Below are 22,056 nucleotides of genomic sequence, written 5' to 3' on the forward strand. Positions count from 1 at the left end.
TCAGGCGGAATGCATGAGGGCTCTATGGCATTACGCCATCTTCGGTGCTTTCTGGCTGTGGCTGGAGACCTCCATTTTGCGCGCGCAGCCGAGCGGCTGCACATCGACCAGTCGCCGCTGTCGCGCTCGATCAAGGAGTTGGAAGAACACTTGGGTTCACCGCTGTTTGCACGCACCACACGAAGCACCCGATTGACTCGATCTGGCAAGATTCTTTGGAGCATGTGCCCATATTTTTTTTTCTCTTGCTTGAGCAAGCTCGCGCCAGTGTCGAGGCGGCAGCAACCGGTTACCAAGAGCAGCTCCACATCGTCCTGTCCGATGGCATCACAGCGGCGCGCCTTCCCACGTTGATGGCGCGGTGTCGACAGCAAGACCCTGAAATCGCCATCCACTTCGATGAGGTTCCGCTGGCGCAGCAGATCAAGGTCGGGGCGTGCTGTTCGGGCAGATCGCCATGGTGTTCGGCATCGTGATCGCCGGTGTGTGGAGAGCCAGATAATCTGTCCTCGCAACAGGCGTCGGCGAGCACTGGCTCGGCCGTAAGGGTGGACGGTGGGGTGCTGCGCGCCGTGGTGTGATGCTCCACCACGGCCGTCAGCTCGTCCAGGCGCTGGGCTGACCACGACCCTCGCCGAGATGGCAGTGCTCCGTGAGGAAGTCGAGAAACACCCGCATTCGAGCGGGAACCTGCTTGCCCGGGCCGATGAAGACGGCATGTAGTTCTTCCTCATCCCCGGGGTTGTAGTCCTCTAATAGCGGAACGAGCCGCCCGGCTTCAATATCCTTATGCACATGGAAGAGTGCCATCCGAGCCAGGCCGAGCCCAGCAATTGCGGCCTTGCGCATGGTCTCACCATCTCCCAGCAGCAGGTTGCCGGAGGGAGGGAGCAGTTGAGGCGCGTGGTCACCCTTGAACGGCCAGGCTTTGAGATGGCGGGTGAAGCCGAAACCGAGCTGGTTGTACCGCACGAGATCGTCAGGAGTCTGCGGAATACCCTCCTGTTCGAGATAGTCCGGAGCGGCGACCACAACCATCCGGCTGCTGCCCAACCGACGCATGACCAATCGGGAGTCGTTCAATGGCCCCGTGCGAATCGCCACGTCGGCCCGGTCGTCCAGCAAATCCACGACCTGGTCGCAAAGAACCACGTCGAGCGCAATTTCCGGGTAGCGCTTGAGGAAGACGGATATCAGCGGCATCAGGTAATGCTTGCCGAAAGGGACGTGTGAATTGACCCGTACCCGACCACGCGGTTGCGCTCCAAGCGTGGCTTCGAGTTCAGCCGAGGCGATGTCCTCCAGGATGCGCAAACAACGGTCGTAGAAGACCGAACCTTCAGGCGTGAGTTGCAGTTTGCGCGTCGTCCGATTGAGCAAGCGGACGCCGAGTCTGGCTTCCAATCGGTTGATGAGCTTACTGATGGCCGAAGGTGTCATGTCCAACCGCCTGGCCGCCGAGGACAGCCCTGACGACTCGACGACTTGAACAAAGATCGCCATCTCGGTGGAACGATTGAATTGGTGCATGGCTTTTGAATATTTTTCCAAAGTCCTATGACACATGAATTCTATTCCAAATTCTGAATTTTTTCTAAAGTGATGTCCCTGTGTTTTGTTGCTTGGAGAGAGGCGTGCAAATTCGTTCTCATAACCCAGCCCTATGGGCGTTGATGATCAGCGCCTACGGCATCGGCACCACGGAGTTCGTCGCTGTCGACATCCTGCCCAACATTGCGCGCGACATGGGTATCGGAACGCCGATGGCGGGCTTCGTGGTGAGCCTGTACGCGCTCGGTGCCACGATTGGCGCGCCAGTGCTAACCGCGCTGACGGGGCGCGTGCCACACAAGTTGCTCCTGCTGGCGCTGATGGCGTTATTCACCATTGGCAATGTGATTGCGGCGTTCAGCACGACCTACGCGTTGCTGTTAACCGCGCGGGTGGTGACCGCGTTCGCCCATGGCGTTTTCTTCGCCATAGGTGCCACCATCGCGGCAAGTCTGGTACCGAGTGACCGCAGGGCCACGGCCATCGCCATGGTGTTCTCGGGGCTCACGATCGCCATTGCGACGGGAGCGCCCATCGGTACTCTTGTCGGGCAGCAATGGGGATGGCGTGCGACATTCTGGATGGTCGCTGGATTGGGACTGCTGTCGTTCATTGGGATCGCCACGCTGTTGCCCAGGTCCATCGACGTCGACCGTCCCGGCCGCTTGTCCGACCAAGTCAAGGTCCTTGGCAGCGGACGCCTGCTGATTGCCTTTTCCATGAATCTGTTTGGTTACGGCGGCACGTTCGTGGCCTTCCCTTACCTGGCACCACTGTTGGAACAGGTCAGTGGCTTCCAGTCCAGCAGCATCGGCCAGATTCTGTTTCTCTATGGGATCTCGGTCGCCGCCGGCAACGTGATCGGTGGGCGTGTCGCCAACCGAAATCCCGTGCCGATGCTGGTCATCATGTTCACGTTGCAGGCCTTGGGGCTGCTGGTGTTCAGCTTCACGGCCCATTCCCAATGGGGAACCCTGGTGACACTGGCATTCCTTGGCGGGCTCTGCTTTGCCAATGTTCCCGGGTTGCACCTGTACGTCGTCCAGCTCGCGCAGAAATACCGCCCGGATGGTGTGGACGTGTCCTCCGCCTTGAACATCGCTGCCGCCAACCTGGGGATCGCACTCGCCGCCTTCATCGGCGCGCGCGTGGTCGATTCCCCATTGGGATTGGAGGCGACGCCATGGGTCAGCGCGCTGCTGGTGGCGGTGGCCTTGTTACTCACGCTGTGGAGCGGCCTGCTGGATCGTCGGGCAAAATCACGCAAATGACTGGCGAAAATATAATATGTGCACTAAAAGAGGAAAACTCGTCCGCCCTGGATCCGATCCGGGTTTCTGGCGGAATGACGGTCGGCATCGCGTTGCCGCTGGACAACGACTGGTCTGCGGATGGTGAGCAGCGCCGCCAGGTCTCCAACCGCCCGCGTGGTGTGCCGGATTTGAGTCGGCAGGAGGAACTCGTGCGCCAGATGGATACGTCAGGGTTCTCTGCCATCTGGATGCGCGACGTGCCGATATTTGATCCACACCGGTTCGGCGACGCCGGCTCGGTCTACGATCCCTTCGTCAATTTTGGATTTTTGGCCGCAGTCACCCGCAACGCAGCATCAGGAACCGCTGCGATCGTGTTACCGCTGCGTCATCCCCTTCTGGTCGCCAAGGCTGCCGCATCAGTGGATGTTCTGGCCAACGGCCGCTTGATTCTTGGTGTCGCTACCGGAGATCGCCCTGTGGAGTTTCCCCGGATTCAACTCTGATTCGCAACGCTGTTGATGAGTTCCTCGGAGAAGACTTCGAGGGGGCGTCTTGAATCCGAATATCTTGCGTGGCCGATCGTAGAGGCGCTGCGCGATCCATCGCAGGTGCGCGTTGGCAATCGCGCTGAAGTCGGTCTGTCGTGGCACGTTCGGCGATGGCGCGCCGCGACATGCCGGTGTCGTACAGCGCTTGAAGGCGGTATCGTTCTGACAGGGTGGAGCCACAAGGAAGATTCGCTGCCCGATTGCACCCGCCATCTTCCGGTTCCTCTGGCACCTGGTCCGCATGCGTTAGCCGCACAAGCGCAAGCCTCCATCGCACGTGATGACGTGTCCATCGATAAAGCTGTTGGCGATGAGGAAAGTGATGGCCTGCGCAACATCTTGCGGCTGACCAACACGCCCAGCGGGCGTCTTGGCGGCGTAGTCCGCAAAGAGGGAAGTCTTTTGTTCGTCCGTCAGGAAATCCCACCAGGGCGTGTCGATCACGCCGGGAGAGACGCCATTGACCCGCAGAGGACGCAGTTCAGCCGCGAGGATGGGGACCAGTGCGGCGACCGCGGCATTGGCAGCGCCGATCCCAGCCGTCCCCGGCATGGCCGCTTGCGCCGTCACCGCCGAGATGAAGGTGATGCTGCCATCCTTGCGCAGCGTGGGGAGCGCAGCTTGCGCCGTAGCAAAGTGTGGAAAGACCTTTTCCTCGAAACCCTGCCGCACCTCGGCGAGGCTGACAGATGCGAATGGTCCCGCGCCCTTGCCGCTGCCAAGCGCCAGCACGAGATGGTCGAATGCACCGATTCGTGCGAAGGCGCCGGGCAGGCGTGCTGTGTCAGCGGCATCGAGAACGAGTGCGGCAAGGTCCCCGCTCAATCGATCCTTCGCCACCGCCAATTGCTGTTCGTTGCGACCTGTGATCGTGACTTTGTGGCCGAGCGCAAGAAGCTGGCGGGCGGTAGCAAAGCCGATGCCGGACGATCCGCCGACAATGACGATGTGTTCGAGTGACATGGTTTTTCCTTATCTGCCGGTTAAGAGACGAGCGCGTATGTGCCGGAAGCAGGCCGGTGCGTGACTGCCATCGTCACGCGCCGTTTGATGTGCCTGGACGGGCTGTCGGCAAGCCGACGAGTTCCAGACTGATCGACCGCAGGCGCTCACGCGCATCGTCGTCATAGGCTTGTGCGTTGGCGCGCCGTGTCCGGAGTCCGTCGAAGTAGAGACCGCGCATTCCTTCCGTCTCTGCGGACACCGCAAGACGGAGGATGGCATCGGCCCCTTCATCGATGGTGCTGATCGGTGAAACACCGTCTTTGCGCACCATGGCGGTCTCCATGTAGGTCGCCGGATGCAGGCTGTTCACCGCAACGCCTGATCCCTCCAGTTCGCGGGCAAGATCAAAAGCGAACATGACCTGCGCGAGCTTGCTCTGGCAGTAGGCGCGAGCTCCGCTATAGCCTTGGGTCAGCATGATGTCGGCGAAGTCGATGGACTGCTGGCCAACCGATGCGACGTTGGCGATTCTGGCGGGATGGCCCTTTTGCAGAAGCGGCAGAAGAAGACGGGTCAGCAGGAAGCCGGAAAGATAGTTCACGGCGAAGCGCAACTCGTAGCCATCGCGACTCAGCTGTCGCGGCGAACCGGAACTGCCCACACCAATGCCGGCATTGTTGATGAGCACGTCGAGCCGGCCATGGTCGCGTTGAATGGCCGCGGCCAGTGCACGCACCTCGGATAGCGAAGAAAAATCGGCGGGATAGAAGGTCCCGCTGCCACCTGAATTGCGTATCTCCGTCAGCAGGCTGTCGGCCCGCGCGCGGTCGCGGCCGTGGATCAAGAGGGTCGCACCGGAATTGGCCAGTCGTTGCGCCACCCGGCGCCCGACGCCATCGGTCGATCCCGTTATCAATATCGTCTTTTCTTTAAACTCCATGCTGCAATCCCTCCTGAAAAATTCGTCGTTGATGGCATTGTTCCCGTGCTCCGCCATGGCAAACAGTTCTGGATCTATCATGGTATTGGTACTGCTATGATGCGATGCATGAGTGATCTTCCAACCCGCCTTGAAATTCGTCGCCGCGAGTTCGGAGCCTTTCTGCGTTCCCGCCGCGAAAAGCTGACGCCTGCCAATGTCGGGTTGGCTGAAGGGTTCCGCCGCCGTACCCCGGGGCTGCGGCGCGAAGAGGTTGCATTGCTCGCTGGCGTCGGGACCACCTGGTACAGCTGGCTTGAACAGGGGCGCGACGTGCATCCCTCGGTTGAAGTGCTGTCGGCGCTGGCCGATGCGCTCAAGCTCGATCCCGCCGAACGGCGCCATCTTTTCGCCCTGAATAATCGCCCCCCACCGGAGGCCGCCCTGACCGGGCCGGAACAGGTCGAAGAGCCGTTACGGCGCATGGTGCAGAGCCTGACGGGTCAACCTGCCTATGTGCTGGGCCGTCGCTGGGACGTGCTCGCCTGGAATCGCGCGGCCGAGGTGCTGTTTGGCGACTACGGAAAGCTCCAGGGCGACGAACGCAACATCATGCATCTCGTCTTTGCCAACGCCGCGCACCGCCGTTTGCTGGTCGATTGGGACAACCTCGCACCGACGTCGCTGGCCATGTTTCGCGCCGACAGTGCCCGCCATGCCGGCGATCGCGATTTCGAGCGGTTGATCGCCACGCTGATGAAAGCCAGCGCCGAGTTTCGGGACTGGTGGCCCCGGCACGACGTGCTGCGTCCTTTCAGCGGACACAAGCGTATCGAGCATCTCGTGGGCGGTCGCATGTCATTCGAATACACCAGCCTGACCATTTCCGATCAGCCAGACATGAAACTGATCGTGTACACGCCACTCGATGAGGATAAGACGGCCATGAAACTGGAAGGCTTGCTTCAGACAGCAGTCGGGCGAGGGAAAAAAGCGAAGGGTTGAGCCAATGCGCGCCGAATCCGCGCATCTCTGTCCGCTTCCCTCGCATTGGCCGATGGCAGTCAGCCGATCGAATGGCCACGCTGCCTTCCGATTTCCCAAGACATCCCGCCACTGCGCACCGTCGCGGCGAGCCGCTGCCCCAGTTGCTGCGCGATTACCGGCCTCCACCGCACCAGGCTGAATTCCTTGCCGTCATCGCGCATGGCATAGCGCCCGCCGGTGAGCATGACGCCGCGCCGGCAGATGCCGGCCACGCGCTGGGCATCGTCATCGGACGCTGCTTGCGCTTACTTCCCCACAAAAGCATCGATGCCGGTGAGCCTGGCCGACAGCGCCCAGAGCTGTGCCGCCTGCCGCAGATCAACGGCGTGGGACCGCACGCCAACAAACGACGACGGCTCGCTGTCATCCAGGACGGCAATGTCGCAATCCTCGCAATACAGTCCGCCCATGCCTTCCAATCGTGGGGAAGTGGCGGCCCACACCTGCGTTGCGGCCCCCTGCTGAGTGGTCTTGAATGTGGGATCGGCAGGCTTTCCATCGGCGTCGAGCCAACCAGCCGCAACCATTTCATCCTGGGCAAGATGGCGCTGGAGGGGCGTGAAGATCTTGCCGGGGTGAAGTGAGAAGGCACGCACGCCCGCATTGCGTCCCATCCGATCCAGGTGAACGGCGAACAGTGCATTGGCCGTCTTCGACTGCCCGTAGGCCAGCCACTTGTCGTAGGCCTGGGTGAATTGCACGTCGTCCCAGCGGATGCCCGACTGGTGATGGCCTGCCGACGAAACGGCCACCACCCTGGCACCGCCCTGAAGCACAGGCCAGAGCAGGTTCACGAGTGCATAGTGGCCAAGGTGGTTGGTGGCGAACTGTGCTTCCCAACCCGGACCCACACGGGTTTCCGGGCAAGCCATGATGCCGGCGCTGCCGATCAGAATATCGATGTGCCTGCCCATGGCCACCAGGCGTTGGGCGCAGTCGCGCACACTGACCAGATCGGCAAGATCCAGCTGTTCGACCTCGACATTGGCCAGGCCGCTGGCCTTGATGCGCGCCATCTCGACATCCCGTGCCGCGACGATGACACGCGCGCCAGCGCCCGCCAATGCCTTTGTCGTTTCCAGACCCAGCCCTGAATGGCCACCGGTGACAAGGGCGGCGACCTTGGAGAGGTCGTGTCCCCTGAGCACGTCTGCCGCCGTGGTGGTGGCGCCGAAGCCGGAGCGAATGGGAGTCTGTTCAGTGGTCATGGGCGCATCCTGGGCGTGAGTTCGAGAACCGTAGAAGGTCGAGACATCCATTGTTCATCGCCGATATCAGACGTTGAATGCAATATGATCCGCATCTCTGTCGAGATCGTCCTATTTCTTCATGGACCCACTTTCCGAGGTCCTCTCCCTGCTGAACACCCAAAGCTCCTTCTTCGCAGGGTTGAAGGCGGGCGGCGCATGGGCCATCGACTTCCCGCCGCCGGACGGCATCAAGTTCAATGCCATCGTCGAGGGCAATTGCTGGTTGACCGTTGAAGGCGTGGAACAACCGATTCAGCTCCAGGCAGGCGACTGCTTCTTGCTGTCGCACAGACTGGCCTTTTCGTTGGGCAGCGACCTTGCGTCGCCTGCTGTGGCGGCCGAGACGGTCTATCGCGATGCGATCAATGGCATCGCCCACCACGGCAGCGCCGATGCGTTCTTGCTGATCGGTGGCCGCTTTGCCTTCGGCGAGGAAGCCGCTCTTCTGTTCGATGGATTGCCTCCCATCGCGGTCGTCAGGAACGGTTCGGGTCAAGCATCCGTGCTGCACTGGGCCTTGCAGCAGCTGGCACACGAACTCGCTCATCCGTGCCCAGGCAGTGCGCTGGTGGTCCAGCATCTTGGCCACATCATGCTGGTTCAGGTCTTGCGGCTTTACCTGGCTCAGGAAGAAAGCAGCAGCACGCCGAGCTGGCTTCTCGCCCTGTCCGACCCGCGCATCGGTGCCGTCGTCCAGGCCATCCATGCTGCCCCGGCGCGGCGCTGGACGCTTGAAGACCTGGCCGAAATCGCGAACGTGTCCCGTTCGACGTTGGCCTTGAGGTTCAAGCGGAAGGCGGGACTCGCCCCCCTGGAGTACGTGCTGCATTGGCGGATGCAACTGGCGACGCGGGCGCTGCGAAGCAGCCACGCGACGGTTTCGTCCATCGCTCAAAAGCTGGGCTACGACTCCGACAGCGCGTTCAGCAGCGCATTCAAGCGCATCATGAAATGCGCACCGCACCGCGCGAATACCGGCAAATGTACGCTGCCATCCGCGCGCAGTAGTAGATGCCGCGGGAGGTCGCGATCGCGCGCGCGCCCAGCGCTTGCGCAGATTGCAGACCGGACAACCACACGCCGCCTGTTCCCTGGACCAGCACCGTCTGCCGCACACGCGACTTCATCCGGCGCATATGACGGCGCCCGGATGGCTGCTCGATTTCCATCGCACCTATGGCGAAGCGGTCGATGCGACGACGCTGATCCGGCACACGCTGGAGGCGTTCATGGCCGGAGAGCGAGGATTCGAACGGGACAAGACAGCAGGTACGAAAACGCTGGATTCGTCGTAGATTCACGCGGACCGCTTCGCTTCGATTGGATCGATTTTATGGATAATCCATCCAGGTTCGCCTGGCTGATCTCCGATGTATTGCTGCCTAGACTGACGTTCCAGTCAATCCACCGAAGGAGATTTTCCATGGCAGAACATTCCATCAAAGGCAAAGTCGTCCTCATCGCCGGCGGTGCCAAGAACCTCGGCGGGTTGATCGCCCGCGACCTGGCGCAGCAAGGCGCCAAGGCGGTGGCGATTCACTACAACAGCGCCAGCAGCAAGGCCGACGCTGAGGCGACCGTGGCCGCGGTCAAGGCAGCAGGGGCGCAGGCCGTGGCGATCCAGGCCGACCTGACAACGGCTGGTGCCGTCGAGAAGTTGTTCGCCGACGCCATCGCCGCGCTTGGCAAGCCGGACATCGCCATCAACACCGTGGGCAAGGTGCTCAAGAAGCCGATGGCCGAGATCAGCGAGGCCGAGTACGACGAGATGACGGCGGTCAACTCCAAGACCGCGTTCTTCTTCCTCAAGGAAGCCGGCAAAACCCTGAACGACAACGGCAGGATCTGCACGGTGGTCACGTCGCTGCTAGGGGCATTCACTCCGTTCTATGCCGCCTATGCCGGTACCAAGGCGCCGGTGGAGCACTACACCCGCGCGGCCTCCAAGGAATTCGGTGCGCGCGGTATCTCGGTGACGGCGGTCGGCCCAGGCCCGATGGACACGCCGTTCTTCTATCCGGCCGAGGGGGCCGATGCAGTGGCCTACCACAAGACGGCCGCGGCGCTTTCGCCGTTCAGCAAGACCGGCCTGACCGACATCGAGGATGTGGTGCCCTTCATTCGCCACCTGGTGAGCGACGGCTGGTGGATCACCGGCCAGACCATCCTCATCAATGGTGGATACACCACCAAATAAGCCCCAAGGACCACCGCTGCCGCCGCCGCGAGCGGATCGGCGCCCGCCTGGCGCCAGCGGCGGATCAAGCGAATTGTTGCCGGGCCGGAGTCTGCAACCAGCTTTCGCCGGCACGGCGCGAACGTGACGAATGGGCGGCCACGCCCGAGGGCGCTCTGGCGTTGCGGATTCTGCTCGACCAATTCCCGCGCAATGCCTTTCGCGGCACGGCTCGCGTGTCCGCAACGGACCCCGTGGCCCGGCACCGTGCCCGAAAGGCAGAATCGGCGGGGCATATGGCAGAGGTCGATGTCGACTTGAGGCTGTTTTCTTGCCTGCCCTTTCCTTTGCCCATTCGGAGGATGCCGTCGAGCAAAAACCGATCGGTCGTGCTGAACGCCAGACCCGGACGGCCCTGGCTCTCCCATGCCGAGAGGCAGCGGGACATCATCCGCTGGTTCGGCCGCTTCCCGCATCGCAACGTTATGCTGGGACATCGGACCACGGATAAGGAACCCGCCTTCCTCGACAACGCTGGCGTTGCCGGCTGAGGCGGTGTCCCGGTGGGCTGGATGGCGCGTTGGAGCAGGCTATGTGGAAAGGATGAATGGACAAACTCGATCAGTACCGCGTCTTCGTTCAAGTGGCCGAGATGGGCAGTTTCATCAAGGCCGCCCATGCGCTGGAGCTGCCGCGCGCATCGGTGTCCGCTGCCGTGCAGCAACTCGAATCGGCCATGAGCACGCGTCTGCTGCACCGAACCACGCGTCAGGTGCGGCTGACTGCCGATGGCGCACGGTTGCTGGAGCGGGTGCGCCTGCTTCTCGCCGATGCAGAAGATATCGATCAGCTGTTTCACGCCGGCCAGCGCAAGATTTCAGGGCGACTCAATGTGGACGTGCCCAGCCGTATCGCCCGCCGGCTGATCGCCCCCGCCCTTCCGGGGTTCTTGCGGCGCTATCCCCGCCTCCAATTGGCATTGGGGTCGACCGACCGCGCGATCGATCTGGTGCACGAAGGCGTTGACTGCGCCGTGCGGATCGGCGCACTGCACGACAGCAGCCTGATCGCTCGCCCCCTGGGCCATCTCGCGCTGATCAACTGCGCCAGCCCGGGCTACCTGCAGGAGCACGGCGTGCCCGCCAGACCGGACGACCTGACCCGGGGACACTGGTCGGTGGGATACGCCTCGCCCTCCACGGGACGGGAACTGCCCTGGGACTGCCTCGTATCGGGCAACGAACGGCTGCTGGCCGTACCCAGTCGAGTGATCGTCAACAACGCCGAAAGCTACATTGCCTGCTGCGTGTCGGGGACGGGATTGATCCAGATTCCACGCTTCGATGTCCAGCACCTGCTCGACAGAGGCGAACTGGTGGAGGTCATGCCCGAGTTCCGCGCTGCCCCCATGCAGGTGTCGCTGCTGTATCCGCATAGGCACCAGAGATCGCGTCGGCTGGGGGTGTTCGTGGAATGGTTCGAGGAGCTGATACGAGTGCATATTGAAACCTGATGCCCGGCATTCGCCGAATGCCGAGCGCGCACGTCCGATGCGGCGCGCCCGGCAGTGGCTCATGCGCGGAACCGATACCGCTCCACCGCCGCCTCAACCGCCGCCTCAACCGCGATAAATCCTACCGATCAAGCCTGTCGCGAGCGATGCCGCGCGGCCACCCGGATTCGTTCCCACACGCGCTGTCCCCTGGGTCGAAAACGCGCTGCCAGCGCCAGCGCGATGCCCCTTGCCGCGCGGTGGCGGCGTTAGCCTGCTGGCTCCGGCCACGGCTGCAACGCTGCCGCCAGTGCCGCCGGATCCGGATGCGGCCGGTATGGCAGCCGCCCCCAGCACGGCATCGGCAAGCGCTCCTGCAGCATCTGCATATTGGCGTCGATGCGCTGCATCACCGGATCGATCTCGTTGCCGATCCAGCCGATGCAGCGCAGGCCATCGGCGGCGATCGCCGCGGCGCTGAGCCGGGCATGGTTGAGGCAGCCCAGGCGCAGCCCGACCACCAGCAGCACCGGCAGCGCCAGCGCGCGCGCCAGATCGGCCTGGTCCAGCGTCGCCGACAGCGGCGCCGCCCAGCCGCCGACGCCTTCCACCACCACCACATCGGCTTGCGCACGCAGCCGCGCGAAGGCATCCGCGATCGGTCCCAGCTCCACGCGCACGCCGGCCGCGGCCGCGGCCAGTTCCGGCGCCAGCGGCAGCGGCAAGGCATAGGGATTGAGGTCGGCGTAGTCCGGGCGCGGCGCGCTGGCCGCCTGCAGCGCCAATGCATCCTCGTTGCGCCAGCCGTCCGTGCTGCGCTCGCAGCCGCTGGCGACCGGCTTCATGCCCACCGCCGCCTGGCCGCGCGCGCGCAGCGCATGCAGCAGCGCGGTGCTGGCCACGGTCTTGCCGATGCCGGTATCGGTGCCGGTGACGTAGAAAGCGGGGAAGCGCATCGTGGCAGGATCCTCGAGGTCGGCGCATGCGGCGCGGGCGCGCAGGATAGCCGGGGCCGGGCGCCGGCGCACAGGCCGCCATCGGCCGCTGCTAGACTCGCGCGATGTTCGCTTCCTCTACGCTCACCGGCAGCAGGCCGGAACAGTACGCCCAGCTGCTCGCCCAGGCCCGCGCCCTGGTCAGCGGCGAACCCGACCGCATCGCCAATGCCGCCAACCTGGCGGCGCTGGTGTACCACGCGCTGCCGCGGTTGAACTGGGTCGGCTTCTACCTGTACGACGGCAAGGAGCTGGTGGTCGGGCCGTTCCAGGGCCTGCCCGCGTGCGTGCGCATCCCGCTGCACAAGGGCGTATGCGGCGCCGCCGCCAGCACTGGCCAGACCCAGCGCATCGACGACGTGGAGGCCTTTCCCGGGCATATCGCCTGCGATGCGGCCTCGCGCTCGGAGCTGGTGGTGCCGCTGCTGCGCGACGGCGAGCTGATCGGCGTGTTCGATCTGGACAGCCCGGACCTGGCGCGCTTCGACGCCGACGACCAGCACGGCCTGGAGGCGATCGCCCTGGTCTTCGTCGACGCGCTGCGATGAGCCGGCGATGAGCACCGAGAGACTGCGCAACATCGGTCCCAAGAGCGCGGCCTGGCTGCGTCAGGTCGGCCTGCGCACGCAGGAGGATCTGGCTGCGGCCGGTGCGGTGGCCGCGTTCCTGAAGGTCAAGCGCGCCGGCTTCAAGCCCAGCCTCAACCTGCTGTATTCGCTGGAAGGGGCGCTGACCGGCTGCCACTGGCAGGAACTGCCCGAGGCGCGGCGCACGCAACTGCTCGGCGAACTGGAAGCCGCAACGGCGCAGCTGCCGGCGCAGCGCGGCCTGCCGGTGGCCGGACCGGTGGCCACCACCCATTTCGACCGCGACGGCGACCGCAGCGACACGCCCTATGCCGAGGACGCGCACGACGCCTCCGGCGGCCATGCGCACGACGCCGAGCACGACCACGAACGCGACGCCGACGGCCACGCCAGCGAGCGCGACGACGACTGATCCGCGCGCAACAGCGGCGATCGCGTACAATCGCGCCGCTTCAAGGTGACCTGCCGGCTCCGGCCTGCAGGTTGAAACGGGAAGCCGGTGCGTCTTGCGACAAGGCCGGCGCTGCCCCCGCAACGGTAAGCGATCCGCGCTGACGACTTGCGCCACTGTGCCTTGGGCATGGGAAGGCGTCGCAGCCGGGAGTGCCGACTCCCAGATCGCCAGCCCGGAGACCGGCCTTGCAGTCCACTGGTTGCGATGCGGAGGGCGTCGCGGCGTGCCGCGCCGCGTCCGACGCCGTCCGCCTGCACCTTCCGTTCGCGACTCCACCGCCGTCACAGCGCGCCCGCGCGCCGGAGTTGCCCCATGTCGTCCCGCCTGCTTTCGGTCGCGATCGCGTCCGCCCTGTCCCTGCCCTCGCTGGCGCTCGCCGCCGATGCCGCCACCGACCTGGACCAGGTCCTGGTCACCGCCACCCGCACCCAGATCTCGGTGGAGGACAGCGTGGTCCCGGCGCAGGTGATCGACCGCGCCGAGATCGAGCGCAGCCAGGCGACGTCGCTGGCGCAGCTGCTGCAGGGCCGCGCCGGCATCGGCGTGTCCAACCAGGGCGGGCTGGGCAAGCTGACCACGCTGAGCCTGCGCGGCAGCGAATCGGACCACGTGCTGGTGCTGGTGGACGGCGTGCGCATCGGCTCGGCCAGCGCCGGCCTGGCCGCGTTCCAGGACCTGCCGCTGAGCCAGATCGAGCGCATCGAGATCGTGCGCGGCCCGCGCTCGAGCCTGTACGGCTCCGATGCGATCGGCGGCGTGATCCAGATCTTCACCCGCCGCGGCGGCCAGGGCCTGCAGCAGAACCTGAGCCTGGGCGCCGGCAGCCACGGCCTGCGCGAGGCCAGCGCCGGCTTCAGCAACCGCGGCGAACGCGGCTGGCTGTCGGTGCAGGGCGGCTACCAGAAGACCGACGGCATCAACGCCTGCAACGGCTCGGCCAGCCTGTTCGCCGGCTGCTATGTCGACCAGCCGGACCGCGACGGCTACCGCAACACCTCGCTCAGCGCGCGCGGCGGCTATGCGCTGAGCGACAGCCTGCGCATCGAAGGCCAGGCGCTGAACATCGACAGCCGCAACGAGTACGACGGCGATGCGCTGTTCGCCGGCAACGAGGCCGACAACACCCAGCAGGTGTTCGGCGGCAAGCTCGACTGGACCCCGTCCGCGCGCGTGCACCTGGCCGCGCAGCTCGGCCGCAACACCGACCAGGCCGACAGCTACTACCACGCGCCCGGCAGCAGCACCCGCAGCTTCGTCAGCACCTTCGACAGCCGCCGCGACAGCGCCTCGCTGCAGGGCGACTTCGGCCTGGCAGAAGGCCAGCTACTCAGCGCCGGCGCCGACTGGCAGCGCGAGGAAGTCACCGGCAGCACCGCCTACGACGTCGACCAGCGCGACAACACCGGCGTGTTCGCCGAGTACCAGGGCCGCTTCGGCGCGCAGCAGGTGCAGGCCAGCGTGCGCAGCGACGACAACGAGCAGTTCGGCCAGCACACCACCGGCAGCCTGGGCTGGGGCCTGGCGCTGGACGGCGGCTTCAAGCTCACCGCCAGCCTCGGCACCGGCTTCAAGGCGCCGACCTTCAACGACCTGTACTACCCGTTCGCCGGCAATCCGCAACTGAAGCCGGAGAAGTCCAAGAGCGGCAACCTGGGCGTGGCGCAGTACGCCGACAGCTGGAACTGGACGTTCAACGTCTACGAGACCCGGGTCGACGACCTGATCTCCTACGATGCCGCCAGCTTCCTGCCGGTCAACGTGGACGAAGCGCGGATCCGCGGCGCCGAGCTGACCGGCTACGCGACGCTGGCCGGCTGGGAACTGTCGGCGCAACTCAGCCACACCGATCCGCGCAACCGCAGCGACGGCGCCAACCGCGACAACTGGCTGGCGCGACGCGCGCAGGACACCGCGCGGCTGGACGTGGACCGCGGCTTCGGCCCGGTCAAGCTCGGCGTCACCGCCTTCGGCAGCGGCCACCGCTACGACGACGCGGCCAACAGCCTGCGCCTGGCCGGCTACGGCACCGTGGACCTGCGCGTGGAATACGCGTTCACGGCGGACTGGACGCTGCAGGCCAAGGCCAGCAACGTGTTCGATCGCGACTACCAGACCATCAGCTGGTACAACCAGCCGGGCCGCGAGTACGCGCTGACCCTGCGCTACGCGCCGGCGGCGCGCTGAGCCCCCGCAGCGGGCTGCGCCATGCGGCGCGGCCCGCTGCACATGCATTCATCGCAGGCATCCGCGCGCAAGTGCGGCATGTCGCGCGCGCCCTCGGGTTCGACGATCAGGTGCCATCGGCGTCGCTGGCGACACCCGTCGCGACCGCCGCCGCGCCGTAGGCTTCGCCTGCGTTGCGGCGCCATGCAGGGTGGATCGGCCACGGCATCGCCGATGGCAGCGGCGACTGGCGGCACGGCATGGCGCAGACACCGCCATCAGGGCATGGGAGACGACGCCCGCGCTTCCTCGATGAGCCAGTCCGCCAGCGCCTGGATCGGCGCATCGTTCAACCGGATCGGCTCCGGCAGGACAAGACAGAAGGTCTTGGAGATCGACGTGCCGTCGGGCCACGGCGCAACGAGCCGGCCAGCGGCCAGCTCGGCCGCGACATACAGGCGTGGTACCAGCGCGACACCGAGGCCGGCCAGCGCCGCCTCGATCGACATGGCGTGGAGATCGTAGCGGGCGCCGATCGCCGGATGGGTCAGCCCGATCCCGGTTTCCTGCGCATAGCGCTGCCAGGCGTCCGGGTTCTGGCGGCGATGCAGGCGCGGCAACGCATCCAGCGCCGTCGCGGCGTCTTTCCCAGCGAGCAGTTGCGGATGGCAGACCGGCACCAGCAGCTCCTGCAACAAGCGATGCGTGCGCATCCCCGTCCAGGCCGGGTGCTCGAAATGGATGGCCGCATCGAAACCGCTGCCGGCCAGGACGAACGGCTGCATGCGCTCGGCCAGATGCACGGTGATATTCGGGTGCCGTGTCTGGAATTTTTTCAGGCGGGGAATGAGCCAGCGCGTGGCGAAGGTCGGGAGGACGGCGATGTCCAGGCTGGCCCCGTCGCTGCGCTGGCCCATCAGGTACTGGCTGTCGCGTTCCAGCCGGTCGAGCGTCTCGCGCACCTGTGCCGCATAGCGCTCGCCGTTCGGCAAGAGCCTGACCCGATTGCCGATCCGGGCGAACAAGGTGACGCCCAGGAACCCTTCCAGCCGGCCGATCTGGCGGCTGATCGCGCCTTCGGTCAAGGCCAGTTCCTCGGCCGCACGCGCGAAGCTGGCATGCCGGGCGGCCGCCTCGAATGCCATGAGCGCGGAGTGGCTGGGAATCTTGCGGCGCATGTACGGCTCCAAGGCAGTGGTACGACATCCGACCCGCCCACCATGACATTGAGTCACTGAAGCGTGATCAACTATCGATTTTTCTGCCGAAAACACCGGCCTACCATGAAACTACATCAACGAAAGGCAAGGCCGACGCAATGATCTACACGGTGGAATGCAGCTTCGCCGATCCCGCCAGCGAAGCGGAATGGAACGACTTCTACAGCCTGGACAAGCTGCCGGCGCTCATCTCGGTGCAGGGCTTCCACAGTTCGCAACGCTTCAAGGCCTTGCGCCGCGGCTACCCCACCTATCTGGCAGTGCACGCGATCGATGGCCTGCACGTCCTGACCGGCGAGGACTATCGCCGGAAGGGCGGCGGCAACTTCGCACGCTGGCAACAGCACATCGTCGACTGGCACCGCAACCTCTACGACGGCCTCGATCGGGCACCCGCCGTGGGCAGCAACCAAGTTCTGTTGTCGAGTGCCACCGGCCCCGAGCCGCTGAGCGCGCTGGGCCTGAAGACATGCGCCATGCACGCGACGGAACTGGAGAAATTTCCGGAACGCCGCTGGCTGGCGACGCTCGACCGCACCAGGCTGCCTGCGATGGATCGGCTGCAGGAGGACGTGCACGTCTACGAGCCGATGACCGCGCAATTGACCAGCGGCCACGGCAGCGCCTCCGACGTGGCGCGCTAGGACCGCCGATGCCGAACGTCACCCTCTTCCTACCGGCGCACACGATGCCGCCGGACACAGCGCTCTCGGACCTGACCGAGCAATGCACCGAACTGTGCACAGGCCTGCTTCTCGCCGCTCTGGAGAACGTGCATGTCATCTACGTCCCGGCCCTGCATGGTCACGGCCGGCCGATCTTCGCGGAGGTCCGCTACCGGCTCGCCGCAGCGCGTACGCCGACAACAATGGCGCAGTTCATGGAACGACTCGACGACGCCATCCGGCAAGCGACCGGCTTCGAGGCCCGCATCCGTTGTTTCGGCTACGCGGCGCAATGCATTCATGCACGCAACTGATCGGCGATCCGGAGAAATGCGATGACGAAGGACGTTTTCCCGAGCCAGCGGATCGGCGATTTCACCATCACCGCCATCAGCGACGGTTATCTCGGCGTCGGCCCGGACGCGCTCTTGCACATGGCGCCGGCCGACGCCCTGCAGATGCAGAGCGATGCGCAGGTGGAGGACGCTTGCGCAGTCCATATCAACTGCTACCTGGTACGAGGCCGCGACCGCACGATCCTGATCGATGCCGGTGCCGGCGGCTTCAAGCAGTGGGGTGGCCGGCTGCTGGGCAACCTGTCGCTGGCAGGCCTGCGCCCCACACAGATCGACGCGATCCTGCTGACCCACGCCCATCCCGACCATGTGGGAGGACTGATCGATGCCTCGGGAGACGTCGCCTTTCCGAACGCCGAACTCGTCGTGCAGCAGCGGGAGGTCGCGTTCTGGCAGGACGACGGCAACATGAGCCGCGCTGCCGCGCGCGCCCGCGGCAATTTCCAGTTCGCGCGCCAGGTCTTCGACGGCTATCGCGACAGGCTGCGCACCTTCGATGCAGGCGAGGTGTTCCCCGGCATCGCCGCCATGCCGCTGCCAGGGCACACGGCCGGACACACGAGCTATCGTCTCGACGCCGGCGATCGCAGCCTGCTGGTCTGGGGAGACATCGTGCATTTCCCGCAGATCCAGGTGCCGCACCCGGAGGTGGCGATCGTCTTCGATCAAGACCCGGTGCTTGCGGCCGCGACACGGTCGCGGCTGTTGGACCTGGTCAGCGCGGAGCGGCTCCTGATCGCCGGCATGCACTTGGGCGAACTCGGCTTCGCGCGCATCGAGCGAACGAACGCGGCCTATGCGATGACCTATGAGGCATGAGGATGGCGTCTTCTGCGTGGACCGGGCGGTCACGGCAAATCAGTGATGGCCGAGTCGACGACTGCCGGCCACGCCCCGACGCGGCGAAGCCGCTGCGGTTGCATTGCAGGCGGCGAAAAATGGTCGACCAAGCGCAATTGGCGACCCGCGTCACCCCAGCGCCAGCAGCTCGCGCATGTCGTCCATCAGCAGCACCACGTCCGCGGTGGCCAGGTCCAGGTCGCGCGGATAGCCGTAGCGCACCAATGCGGCCGGCATGCCGGCGGCGTGCGCGGCCTGCAGGTCGGTGCCGGAATCGCCGACCATCAGGCAACGCGCCGGCGGCTGCGCGAACTGCTGCGCCAGGTGCAGCAGCGGCAGCGGGCTGGGCTTGCGCTCGGGCAGGCTGTCGCCGCCGAGCGCCGCGGCGAACGCATCGGCCACGCCGAGATGGCGCAGCAGCGGCAGCACGAACGCCGAGGGCTTGTTGGTGCACAGCGCCAGGGTCACGCCGCGCGCGCGCAACTGCGCCAGCGCCTCGGCCACGCCCGGGTACAGGCGCGGGCTGCGCAGCAGGCAGGCCTCGTAGTGGCGCATGAAGGTCGGCATCACCGTGTCGATCGGGGTGGCGTCGTGCGCATGCCGCCACGCGGCTTCGACCAGCTTGCGCACGCCTTCGCCGATCCAGCCGAGCACGGTGACCTCGGGCACGCGCGCCAGGCCGAACTCGGCGAGCGTGCGGTTGAGCGCCTCGGCGATATCGGCGCCGCTGTCCACCAGCGTACCGTCCAGATCGAATACCACCACCGCATACGGAAACGTCATTTCAGTCCTCGGCGCGAAACGCGGCCTGCATTGTAGGCGCCACGCTCAGTCGCGATCCCAGTACGGCACTTCGCCGAAGCGCGCGACCAGGAAATCCAGGAACACGCGCACGATCGTCGGCTGCTGCCGGCGCGATGCGTACACGCCGAAGATGTCCATCGTGTCCAGTTCGTGGTCGGGCAACACGCGTTGCAATTCGCCGCTGCGCAGCAGCGCCGCGGCCTGGTAGGTCGGCAGCATGGCGATGCCGGCGCTGGCGCGCACCGCCTCCAGCAGCACGGTGGCCTCGTTGGCGGTGAAGTTGCCGCTCACCGGCACCGACACCCGTTCGCCGCGGTAGCGCAGCGGCCATTCGTGCTTGCCCACGTAGTGATGGCCCAGGCAGTTGTGCGCGGCCAGGTCGGCGGCGGTCGGCGGCGCGCCGTGCCGCTGCAGATAGGCCGGCGCCGCGCACAACACCGAGCGGCAGACGCTCAAGCGCCGCGCGATCAGCCCGGGGTCGACGCGATGGGAAATGCGCACCGCCAGGTCGATGCGCTCCTCGACCAGGTTGACCGTGCGGTCGGCCAGCAGCATGTCCACCCGCGCCTGCGGATGGCGGGCGACGAACTCGGCGGCGGCCGCAGCCAGATGCGCCTGCCCGAACGAGGCCGAGGCGGTGACGCGCAGCTGTCCGTGCGGCTCCGGGTCGTCGCTGGCCAGTTCCTCGCGCAGCGAGGCGCCGATCGCCAGCATCGGCCGGAACCGCACCAGCGCGGTCGCGCCGGCGCCGGTCAGGGTCACCCGCCGCGTGGTCCGGTGCAGCAGGCGCGCGCCCAGCCAGCGCTCCAGTTCGGCCAGATGGCGCGAGACCATCGCCCGCGACAGGTCCAGCGCCTCGGCCGCGGCGGTGAGACTGCCGCGCTCGGCGACCTCGACGAACACCGCAATCGCGGTCAGACGGTCCATTCACTCGTTCCATGCAACAAATTGGCGACTTATACGCTGTTTATCGCGCCAATGGCCAGGACTAGACTGTGCGCATCCCGTCCACCCTCCCCGGAGAACCTCGATGCACATCGCCCTGTTCGGCGCCACCGGCAATGTCGGCCGCCAGATCGCCCAGGAAGCCCTGCGCCGCGGCCATGCGCTCACCGCCCTGGTCCGCCGCGCGCAGCCGCTGCCGCCGGAACTGGACGGCGCCAGCATCGTGCTCGTGTCGCTGGACGACCGCGCCGCCCTCGCCGCCGCGGTGCGCGGCCACGACGTGCTGGCCAGCGCCTACGGTCCCGGTGCGGCGGCCGCCGACACCATTCCGGCCGTCGCCCAGGCGTTGATCGAGGTCGCGCGCGACGCTGGCGTGCAGCGCCTGCTGGTGGTCGGCGGCGCCGGCAGCCTGGAAGTGGCGCCGGGCGTGCAACTGGTGGACACGCCGAACTTCCCCGATGCCTACAAGCCCCATGCGCTGGCGCACCGTGCCGCCCTGCAGCGCTTCCAGGCCGCTGCCGACCTGGACTGGACCTTCTACGCGCCGGCGGCGGAAATCGGCCCCGGGGCCAAACGCGGCGGCGTGCGCACCCAGGCCACCGCGCTGCTTCGCGATGCGCAGGGCCATAGCGCGATCAGCTATGCCGACTACGCCAGCGCCTTCGTCGACGAGATCGAGCGCCCGCAGTACCTGCGCCAGATTGCCACCGCCGCGTACTGAGCAGCGGCGCCATCGGCGCTGCCGCAGGCATGCCGATGGCGCCTCGCGCCAGCCGCCAACCCCGCATCGCGACCGCACACGGTCGCGGCGCGCGGCGCGCACGCCATGCCGATGCAGGGCGTCGCCTTCCCCGACGGAGTTCCGCATGCCTTCCTTTGCGTTGCCGCGCCTCGGCGCGGCGCTGATCCTTGCGCTCGGCATCGCCGGCGCCGCCGCGGCGCACGCCGCCACCGGCGCTCCAGTCCAGGCCCACCACGCTGACACTGCGACGCAGCCGGCCGCCGCGCCACTGCAGGTGCAGGTCTACCATCCCGACGCGCATGCGATCTTCGGCGTCGCCTCGGTGCTGGTCAGCGGCTCCAAGGATGCGGTGCTGGTCGACGCGCAATTCGCCGCGGCCGATGCGCGCGCCCTGGTCGCGCAGATCCGCGCCTCCTGCAAGCGCCTGACCACGATCTACATCAGCCATGGCGATCCGGACTACTACTTCGGCCTGGACGTGCTCACCCAGGCGTTTCCGCAGGCCAAGCTGCTGGCCAGCCCGGCGACGGTGGCGCATATCCGCCAGACCCAGACGCAGAAGCTGCAGGTATGGGCGCCGAAGCTCGGCGCCGATGCACCGCAACGCATCGTGCTGCCGCAGCCGCTGCGCGGCGACCGCCTGCTGCTGGAAGGCCGCGAACTGCGGATCGTCGGCCTGGACGGCGCGACCCCGGACCGCACGTTCGTGTGGATTCCTTCCATCAAGACCGTGCTCGGCGGGATTCCGGTCGTGGCCGGCGAACACGTGTGGATGGCCGATACGCAGACCCCGGCGTCGCATGCGCAGTGGCTGGCGACGCTGCAGCGGATCCAGGCGCTGCAGCCGCAGCGGGTGATTCCCGGACACTTCGTGCCGGGCGCGGCGCAGGACCTGGCCGCGGTGCGCTTCACCGCCGACTACATCCGCGCCTTCGACGAGGAAACCGCCAAGGCCAAGGATGCGGCCGCGCTGGTCGCGGCGATGCAGCAGCGTTATCCGCAGCTGGGCGGCGTGGATGCGCTGCAACTCAGCGCCCAGGTGGCCAAGGGCGAGATGCGCTGGCCCTGAGCGAACTGCCGGCGCGCGGCGGCGTACAGCAC

Annotated in this window: 24 protein-coding genes, 2 pseudogenes and 1 riboswitch; of the genes and pseudogenes, 15 read left to right on the forward strand and 11 right to left on the reverse strand. The window is 66.1% G+C overall.

Annotated features, from left to right (window positions below; all coding sequences use genetic code 11):
• Nucleotides 1–24: 24 nt before the first annotated feature.
• A pseudogene (locus FZ025_RS22670) lies at nucleotides 25–428 on the forward strand (LysR family transcriptional regulator); the annotation flags it as partial.
• Between the two features lie 169 nt (nucleotides 429–597).
• On the opposite strand, the gene FZ025_RS05660 reads toward FZ025_RS22670, so the two are convergent.
• Nucleotides 598–1,530: a LysR family transcriptional regulator gene (locus tag FZ025_RS05660; RefSeq protein ID WP_046979422.1), complete on the reverse strand. Its 933-nt coding sequence runs from the start codon at nucleotides 1,528–1,530 to the stop codon at nucleotides 598–600.
• Nucleotides 1,531–1,673: 143 nt separating this feature from the next.
• On the opposite strand from FZ025_RS05660, the gene FZ025_RS05665 reads away from it, so the two are divergent.
• Both FZ025_RS05665 and FZ025_RS05670 read left to right on the forward strand, forming a co-directional pair.
• A complete protein-coding gene (locus tag FZ025_RS05665; RefSeq protein WP_046979421.1) occupies nucleotides 1,674–2,822 on the forward strand; it encodes an MFS transporter in 1,149 nt (382 codons plus the stop codon).
• Nucleotides 2,819–3,310 (forward strand): LLM class flavin-dependent oxidoreductase, encoded by a 492-nt coding sequence (locus tag FZ025_RS05670; protein ID WP_208803746.1) that lies wholly within the window; start codon nucleotides 2,819–2,821, stop codon nucleotides 3,308–3,310. The genes FZ025_RS05665 and FZ025_RS05670 overlap by 4 nt, the downstream gene beginning before the upstream one ends.
• On the opposite strand, the pseudogene FZ025_RS05675 reads toward FZ025_RS05670, so the two are convergent.
• The 3 genes and pseudogenes from FZ025_RS05675 to FZ025_RS05685 form a co-directional block, all read right to left on the reverse strand.
• Nucleotides 3,301–3,457: pseudogene (locus tag FZ025_RS05675) on the reverse strand (IS30 family transposase); the annotation flags it as partial. The gene FZ025_RS05670 and the pseudogene FZ025_RS05675 overlap by 10 nt on opposite strands.
• A 144-nt stretch (nucleotides 3,458–3,601) precedes the next feature.
• Nucleotides 3,602–4,318, reverse strand: coding sequence for an SDR family oxidoreductase (locus tag FZ025_RS05680; RefSeq protein ID WP_046979420.1), 717 nt, complete (start codon nucleotides 4,316–4,318; stop codon nucleotides 3,602–3,604).
• Nucleotides 4,319–4,391: 73 nt separating this feature from the next.
• Nucleotides 4,392–5,321 (reverse strand): SDR family NAD(P)-dependent oxidoreductase, encoded by a 930-nt coding sequence (locus tag FZ025_RS05685; RefSeq protein ID WP_208803747.1) that lies wholly within the window; start codon nucleotides 5,319–5,321, stop codon nucleotides 4,392–4,394.
• A gap of 27 nt (nucleotides 5,322–5,348) precedes the next feature.
• On the opposite strand from FZ025_RS05685, the gene FZ025_RS05690 reads away from it, so the two are divergent.
• The gene (locus tag FZ025_RS05690) at nucleotides 5,349–6,224 is read left to right on the forward strand and encodes a helix-turn-helix transcriptional regulator (RefSeq protein WP_104558646.1); all 876 of its coding nucleotides are present in this window, start codon (nucleotides 5,349–5,351) and stop codon (nucleotides 6,222–6,224) included.
• A gap of 59 nt (nucleotides 6,225–6,283) precedes the next feature.
• Here FZ025_RS05690 and FZ025_RS05695 read toward each other — a convergent pair whose 3' ends face one another.
• Both FZ025_RS05695 and FZ025_RS05700 read right to left on the reverse strand, forming a co-directional pair.
• The gene (locus FZ025_RS05695) at nucleotides 6,284–6,478 is read right to left on the reverse strand and encodes a DUF3363 domain-containing protein (protein WP_046979418.1); all 195 of its coding nucleotides are present in this window, start codon (nucleotides 6,476–6,478) and stop codon (nucleotides 6,284–6,286) included.
• A gap of 33 nt (nucleotides 6,479–6,511) precedes the next feature.
• The gene (locus tag FZ025_RS05700; protein WP_046979417.1) at nucleotides 6,512–7,474 is read right to left on the reverse strand and encodes an SDR family NAD(P)-dependent oxidoreductase; all 963 of its coding nucleotides are present in this window, start codon (nucleotides 7,472–7,474) and stop codon (nucleotides 6,512–6,514) included.
• Between the two features lie 121 nt (nucleotides 7,475–7,595).
• Here FZ025_RS05700 and FZ025_RS22845 point away from each other — a divergent pair, with 121 nt between their 5' ends.
• The 3 genes from FZ025_RS22845 to FZ025_RS05730 are packed head-to-tail and all read left to right on the forward strand — an operon-like array spanning nucleotide 7,596 to nucleotide 11,205.
• Entirely contained in the window at nucleotides 7,596–9,713 is a 2,118-nt protein-coding gene (locus FZ025_RS22845) for an SDR family oxidoreductase (RefSeq protein WP_425478436.1), read from the forward strand.
• Complete coding sequence (locus FZ025_RS05725; protein ID WP_208803748.1) at nucleotides 9,662–10,243, forward strand: DUF924 family protein; 582 nt, start codon at nucleotides 9,662–9,664, stop codon at nucleotides 10,241–10,243. Before FZ025_RS22845 ends, FZ025_RS05725 begins: the two co-directional genes overlap by 52 nt.
• A gap of 56 nt (nucleotides 10,244–10,299) precedes the next feature.
• Nucleotides 10,300–11,205, forward strand: a complete 906-nt coding sequence (locus tag FZ025_RS05730; protein ID WP_046979413.1) for a LysR family transcriptional regulator — start codon at nucleotides 10,300–10,302, stop codon at nucleotides 11,203–11,205.
• 248 nt (nucleotides 11,206–11,453) lie between these two features.
• Here FZ025_RS05730 and bioD read toward each other — a convergent pair whose 3' ends face one another.
• Nucleotides 11,454–12,140 (reverse strand): dethiobiotin synthase, encoded by a 687-nt coding sequence (gene bioD, locus FZ025_RS05735; RefSeq protein WP_104558645.1) that lies wholly within the window; start codon nucleotides 12,138–12,140, stop codon nucleotides 11,454–11,456.
• 104 nt (nucleotides 12,141–12,244) lie between these two features.
• Between bioD and FZ025_RS05740 the strand changes: the two genes are divergently transcribed.
• The 3 genes from FZ025_RS05740 to btuB all read left to right on the forward strand — a co-directional run bounded on the left by FZ025_RS05740 (nucleotide 12,245) and on the right by btuB (nucleotide 15,404).
• On the forward strand, nucleotides 12,245–12,727 hold the full coding sequence (locus FZ025_RS05740; protein ID WP_046981291.1) for a GAF domain-containing protein: 483 nt from the start codon (nucleotides 12,245–12,247) through the stop codon (nucleotides 12,725–12,727).
• A gap of 7 nt (nucleotides 12,728–12,734) precedes the next feature.
• Complete coding sequence (locus tag FZ025_RS05745; protein WP_046981292.1) at nucleotides 12,735–13,178, forward strand: TfoX/Sxy family protein; 444 nt, start codon at nucleotides 12,735–12,737, stop codon at nucleotides 13,176–13,178.
• A gap of 26 nt (nucleotides 13,179–13,204) precedes the next feature.
• Nucleotides 13,205–13,422: riboswitch (cobalamin riboswitch) on the forward strand.
• Between the two features lie 110 nt (nucleotides 13,423–13,532).
• On the forward strand, nucleotides 13,533–15,404 hold the full coding sequence (gene btuB / locus FZ025_RS05750) for a TonB-dependent vitamin B12 receptor (RefSeq protein ID WP_104558644.1): 1,872 nt from the start codon (nucleotides 13,533–13,535) through the stop codon (nucleotides 15,402–15,404).
• 106 nt (nucleotides 15,405–15,510) lie between these two features.
• Here the strand turns inward: btuB and FZ025_RS22675 are convergent, their stop codons facing one another.
• Both FZ025_RS22675 and FZ025_RS05755 read right to left on the reverse strand, forming a co-directional pair.
• Complete coding sequence (locus FZ025_RS22675) at nucleotides 15,511–15,645, reverse strand: hypothetical protein (RefSeq protein WP_280117178.1); 135 nt, start codon at nucleotides 15,643–15,645, stop codon at nucleotides 15,511–15,513.
• 16 nt (nucleotides 15,646–15,661) lie between these two features.
• The gene (locus FZ025_RS05755; protein ID WP_046978708.1) at nucleotides 15,662–16,561 is read right to left on the reverse strand and encodes a LysR substrate-binding domain-containing protein; all 900 of its coding nucleotides are present in this window, start codon (nucleotides 16,559–16,561) and stop codon (nucleotides 15,662–15,664) included.
• A 140-nt stretch (nucleotides 16,562–16,701) separates the two neighbouring features.
• On the opposite strand from FZ025_RS05755, the gene FZ025_RS05760 reads away from it, so the two are divergent.
• Genes FZ025_RS05760 through FZ025_RS05770 form a run of 3 tightly spaced genes read left to right on the forward strand, consistent with a single transcriptional unit; the run spans nucleotide 16,702 to nucleotide 18,443 of the window.
• Nucleotides 16,702–17,247, forward strand: a complete 546-nt coding sequence (locus tag FZ025_RS05760; protein ID WP_046978707.1) for a hypothetical protein — start codon at nucleotides 16,702–16,704, stop codon at nucleotides 17,245–17,247.
• Nucleotides 17,248–17,255: 8 nt separating this feature from the next.
• Complete coding sequence (locus tag FZ025_RS05765) at nucleotides 17,256–17,582, forward strand: hypothetical protein (protein ID WP_046978706.1); 327 nt, start codon at nucleotides 17,256–17,258, stop codon at nucleotides 17,580–17,582.
• A gap of 21 nt (nucleotides 17,583–17,603) precedes the next feature.
• Nucleotides 17,604–18,443 carry an MBL fold metallo-hydrolase gene (locus tag FZ025_RS05770; protein WP_046978705.1) on the forward strand — a complete coding sequence of 280 codons (840 nt, stop codon included), beginning with the start codon at nucleotides 17,604–17,606 and terminating at the stop codon, nucleotides 18,441–18,443.
• Nucleotides 18,444–18,593: 150 nt separating this feature from the next.
• Here the strand turns inward: FZ025_RS05770 and gph are convergent, their stop codons facing one another.
• Complete coding sequence (gph, locus tag FZ025_RS05775; protein ID WP_046978704.1) at nucleotides 18,594–19,247, reverse strand: phosphoglycolate phosphatase; 654 nt, start codon at nucleotides 19,245–19,247, stop codon at nucleotides 18,594–18,596.
• A 45-nt stretch (nucleotides 19,248–19,292) separates the two neighbouring features.
• Nucleotides 19,293–20,195 (reverse strand): LysR family transcriptional regulator, encoded by a 903-nt coding sequence (locus tag FZ025_RS05780; RefSeq protein WP_046978703.1) that lies wholly within the window; start codon nucleotides 20,193–20,195, stop codon nucleotides 19,293–19,295.
• A gap of 103 nt (nucleotides 20,196–20,298) precedes the next feature.
• Between FZ025_RS05780 and FZ025_RS05785 the strand changes: the two genes are divergently transcribed.
• On the forward strand, nucleotides 20,299–20,934 hold the full coding sequence (locus tag FZ025_RS05785; RefSeq protein WP_046978702.1) for an NAD(P)-dependent oxidoreductase: 636 nt from the start codon (nucleotides 20,299–20,301) through the stop codon (nucleotides 20,932–20,934).
• 145 nt (nucleotides 20,935–21,079) lie between these two features.
• Nucleotides 21,080–22,024, forward strand: coding sequence for an MBL fold metallo-hydrolase (locus FZ025_RS05790; RefSeq protein ID WP_046978701.1), 945 nt, complete (start codon nucleotides 21,080–21,082; stop codon nucleotides 22,022–22,024).
• Nucleotides 22,025–22,056: the final 32 nt, after the last annotated feature.

Origin of the sequence: Xanthomonas hyacinthi, from assembly GCF_009769165.1 — a bacterium.
Classification (GTDB): domain Bacteria; phylum Pseudomonadota; class Gammaproteobacteria; order Xanthomonadales; family Xanthomonadaceae; genus Xanthomonas_A; species Xanthomonas_A hyacinthi.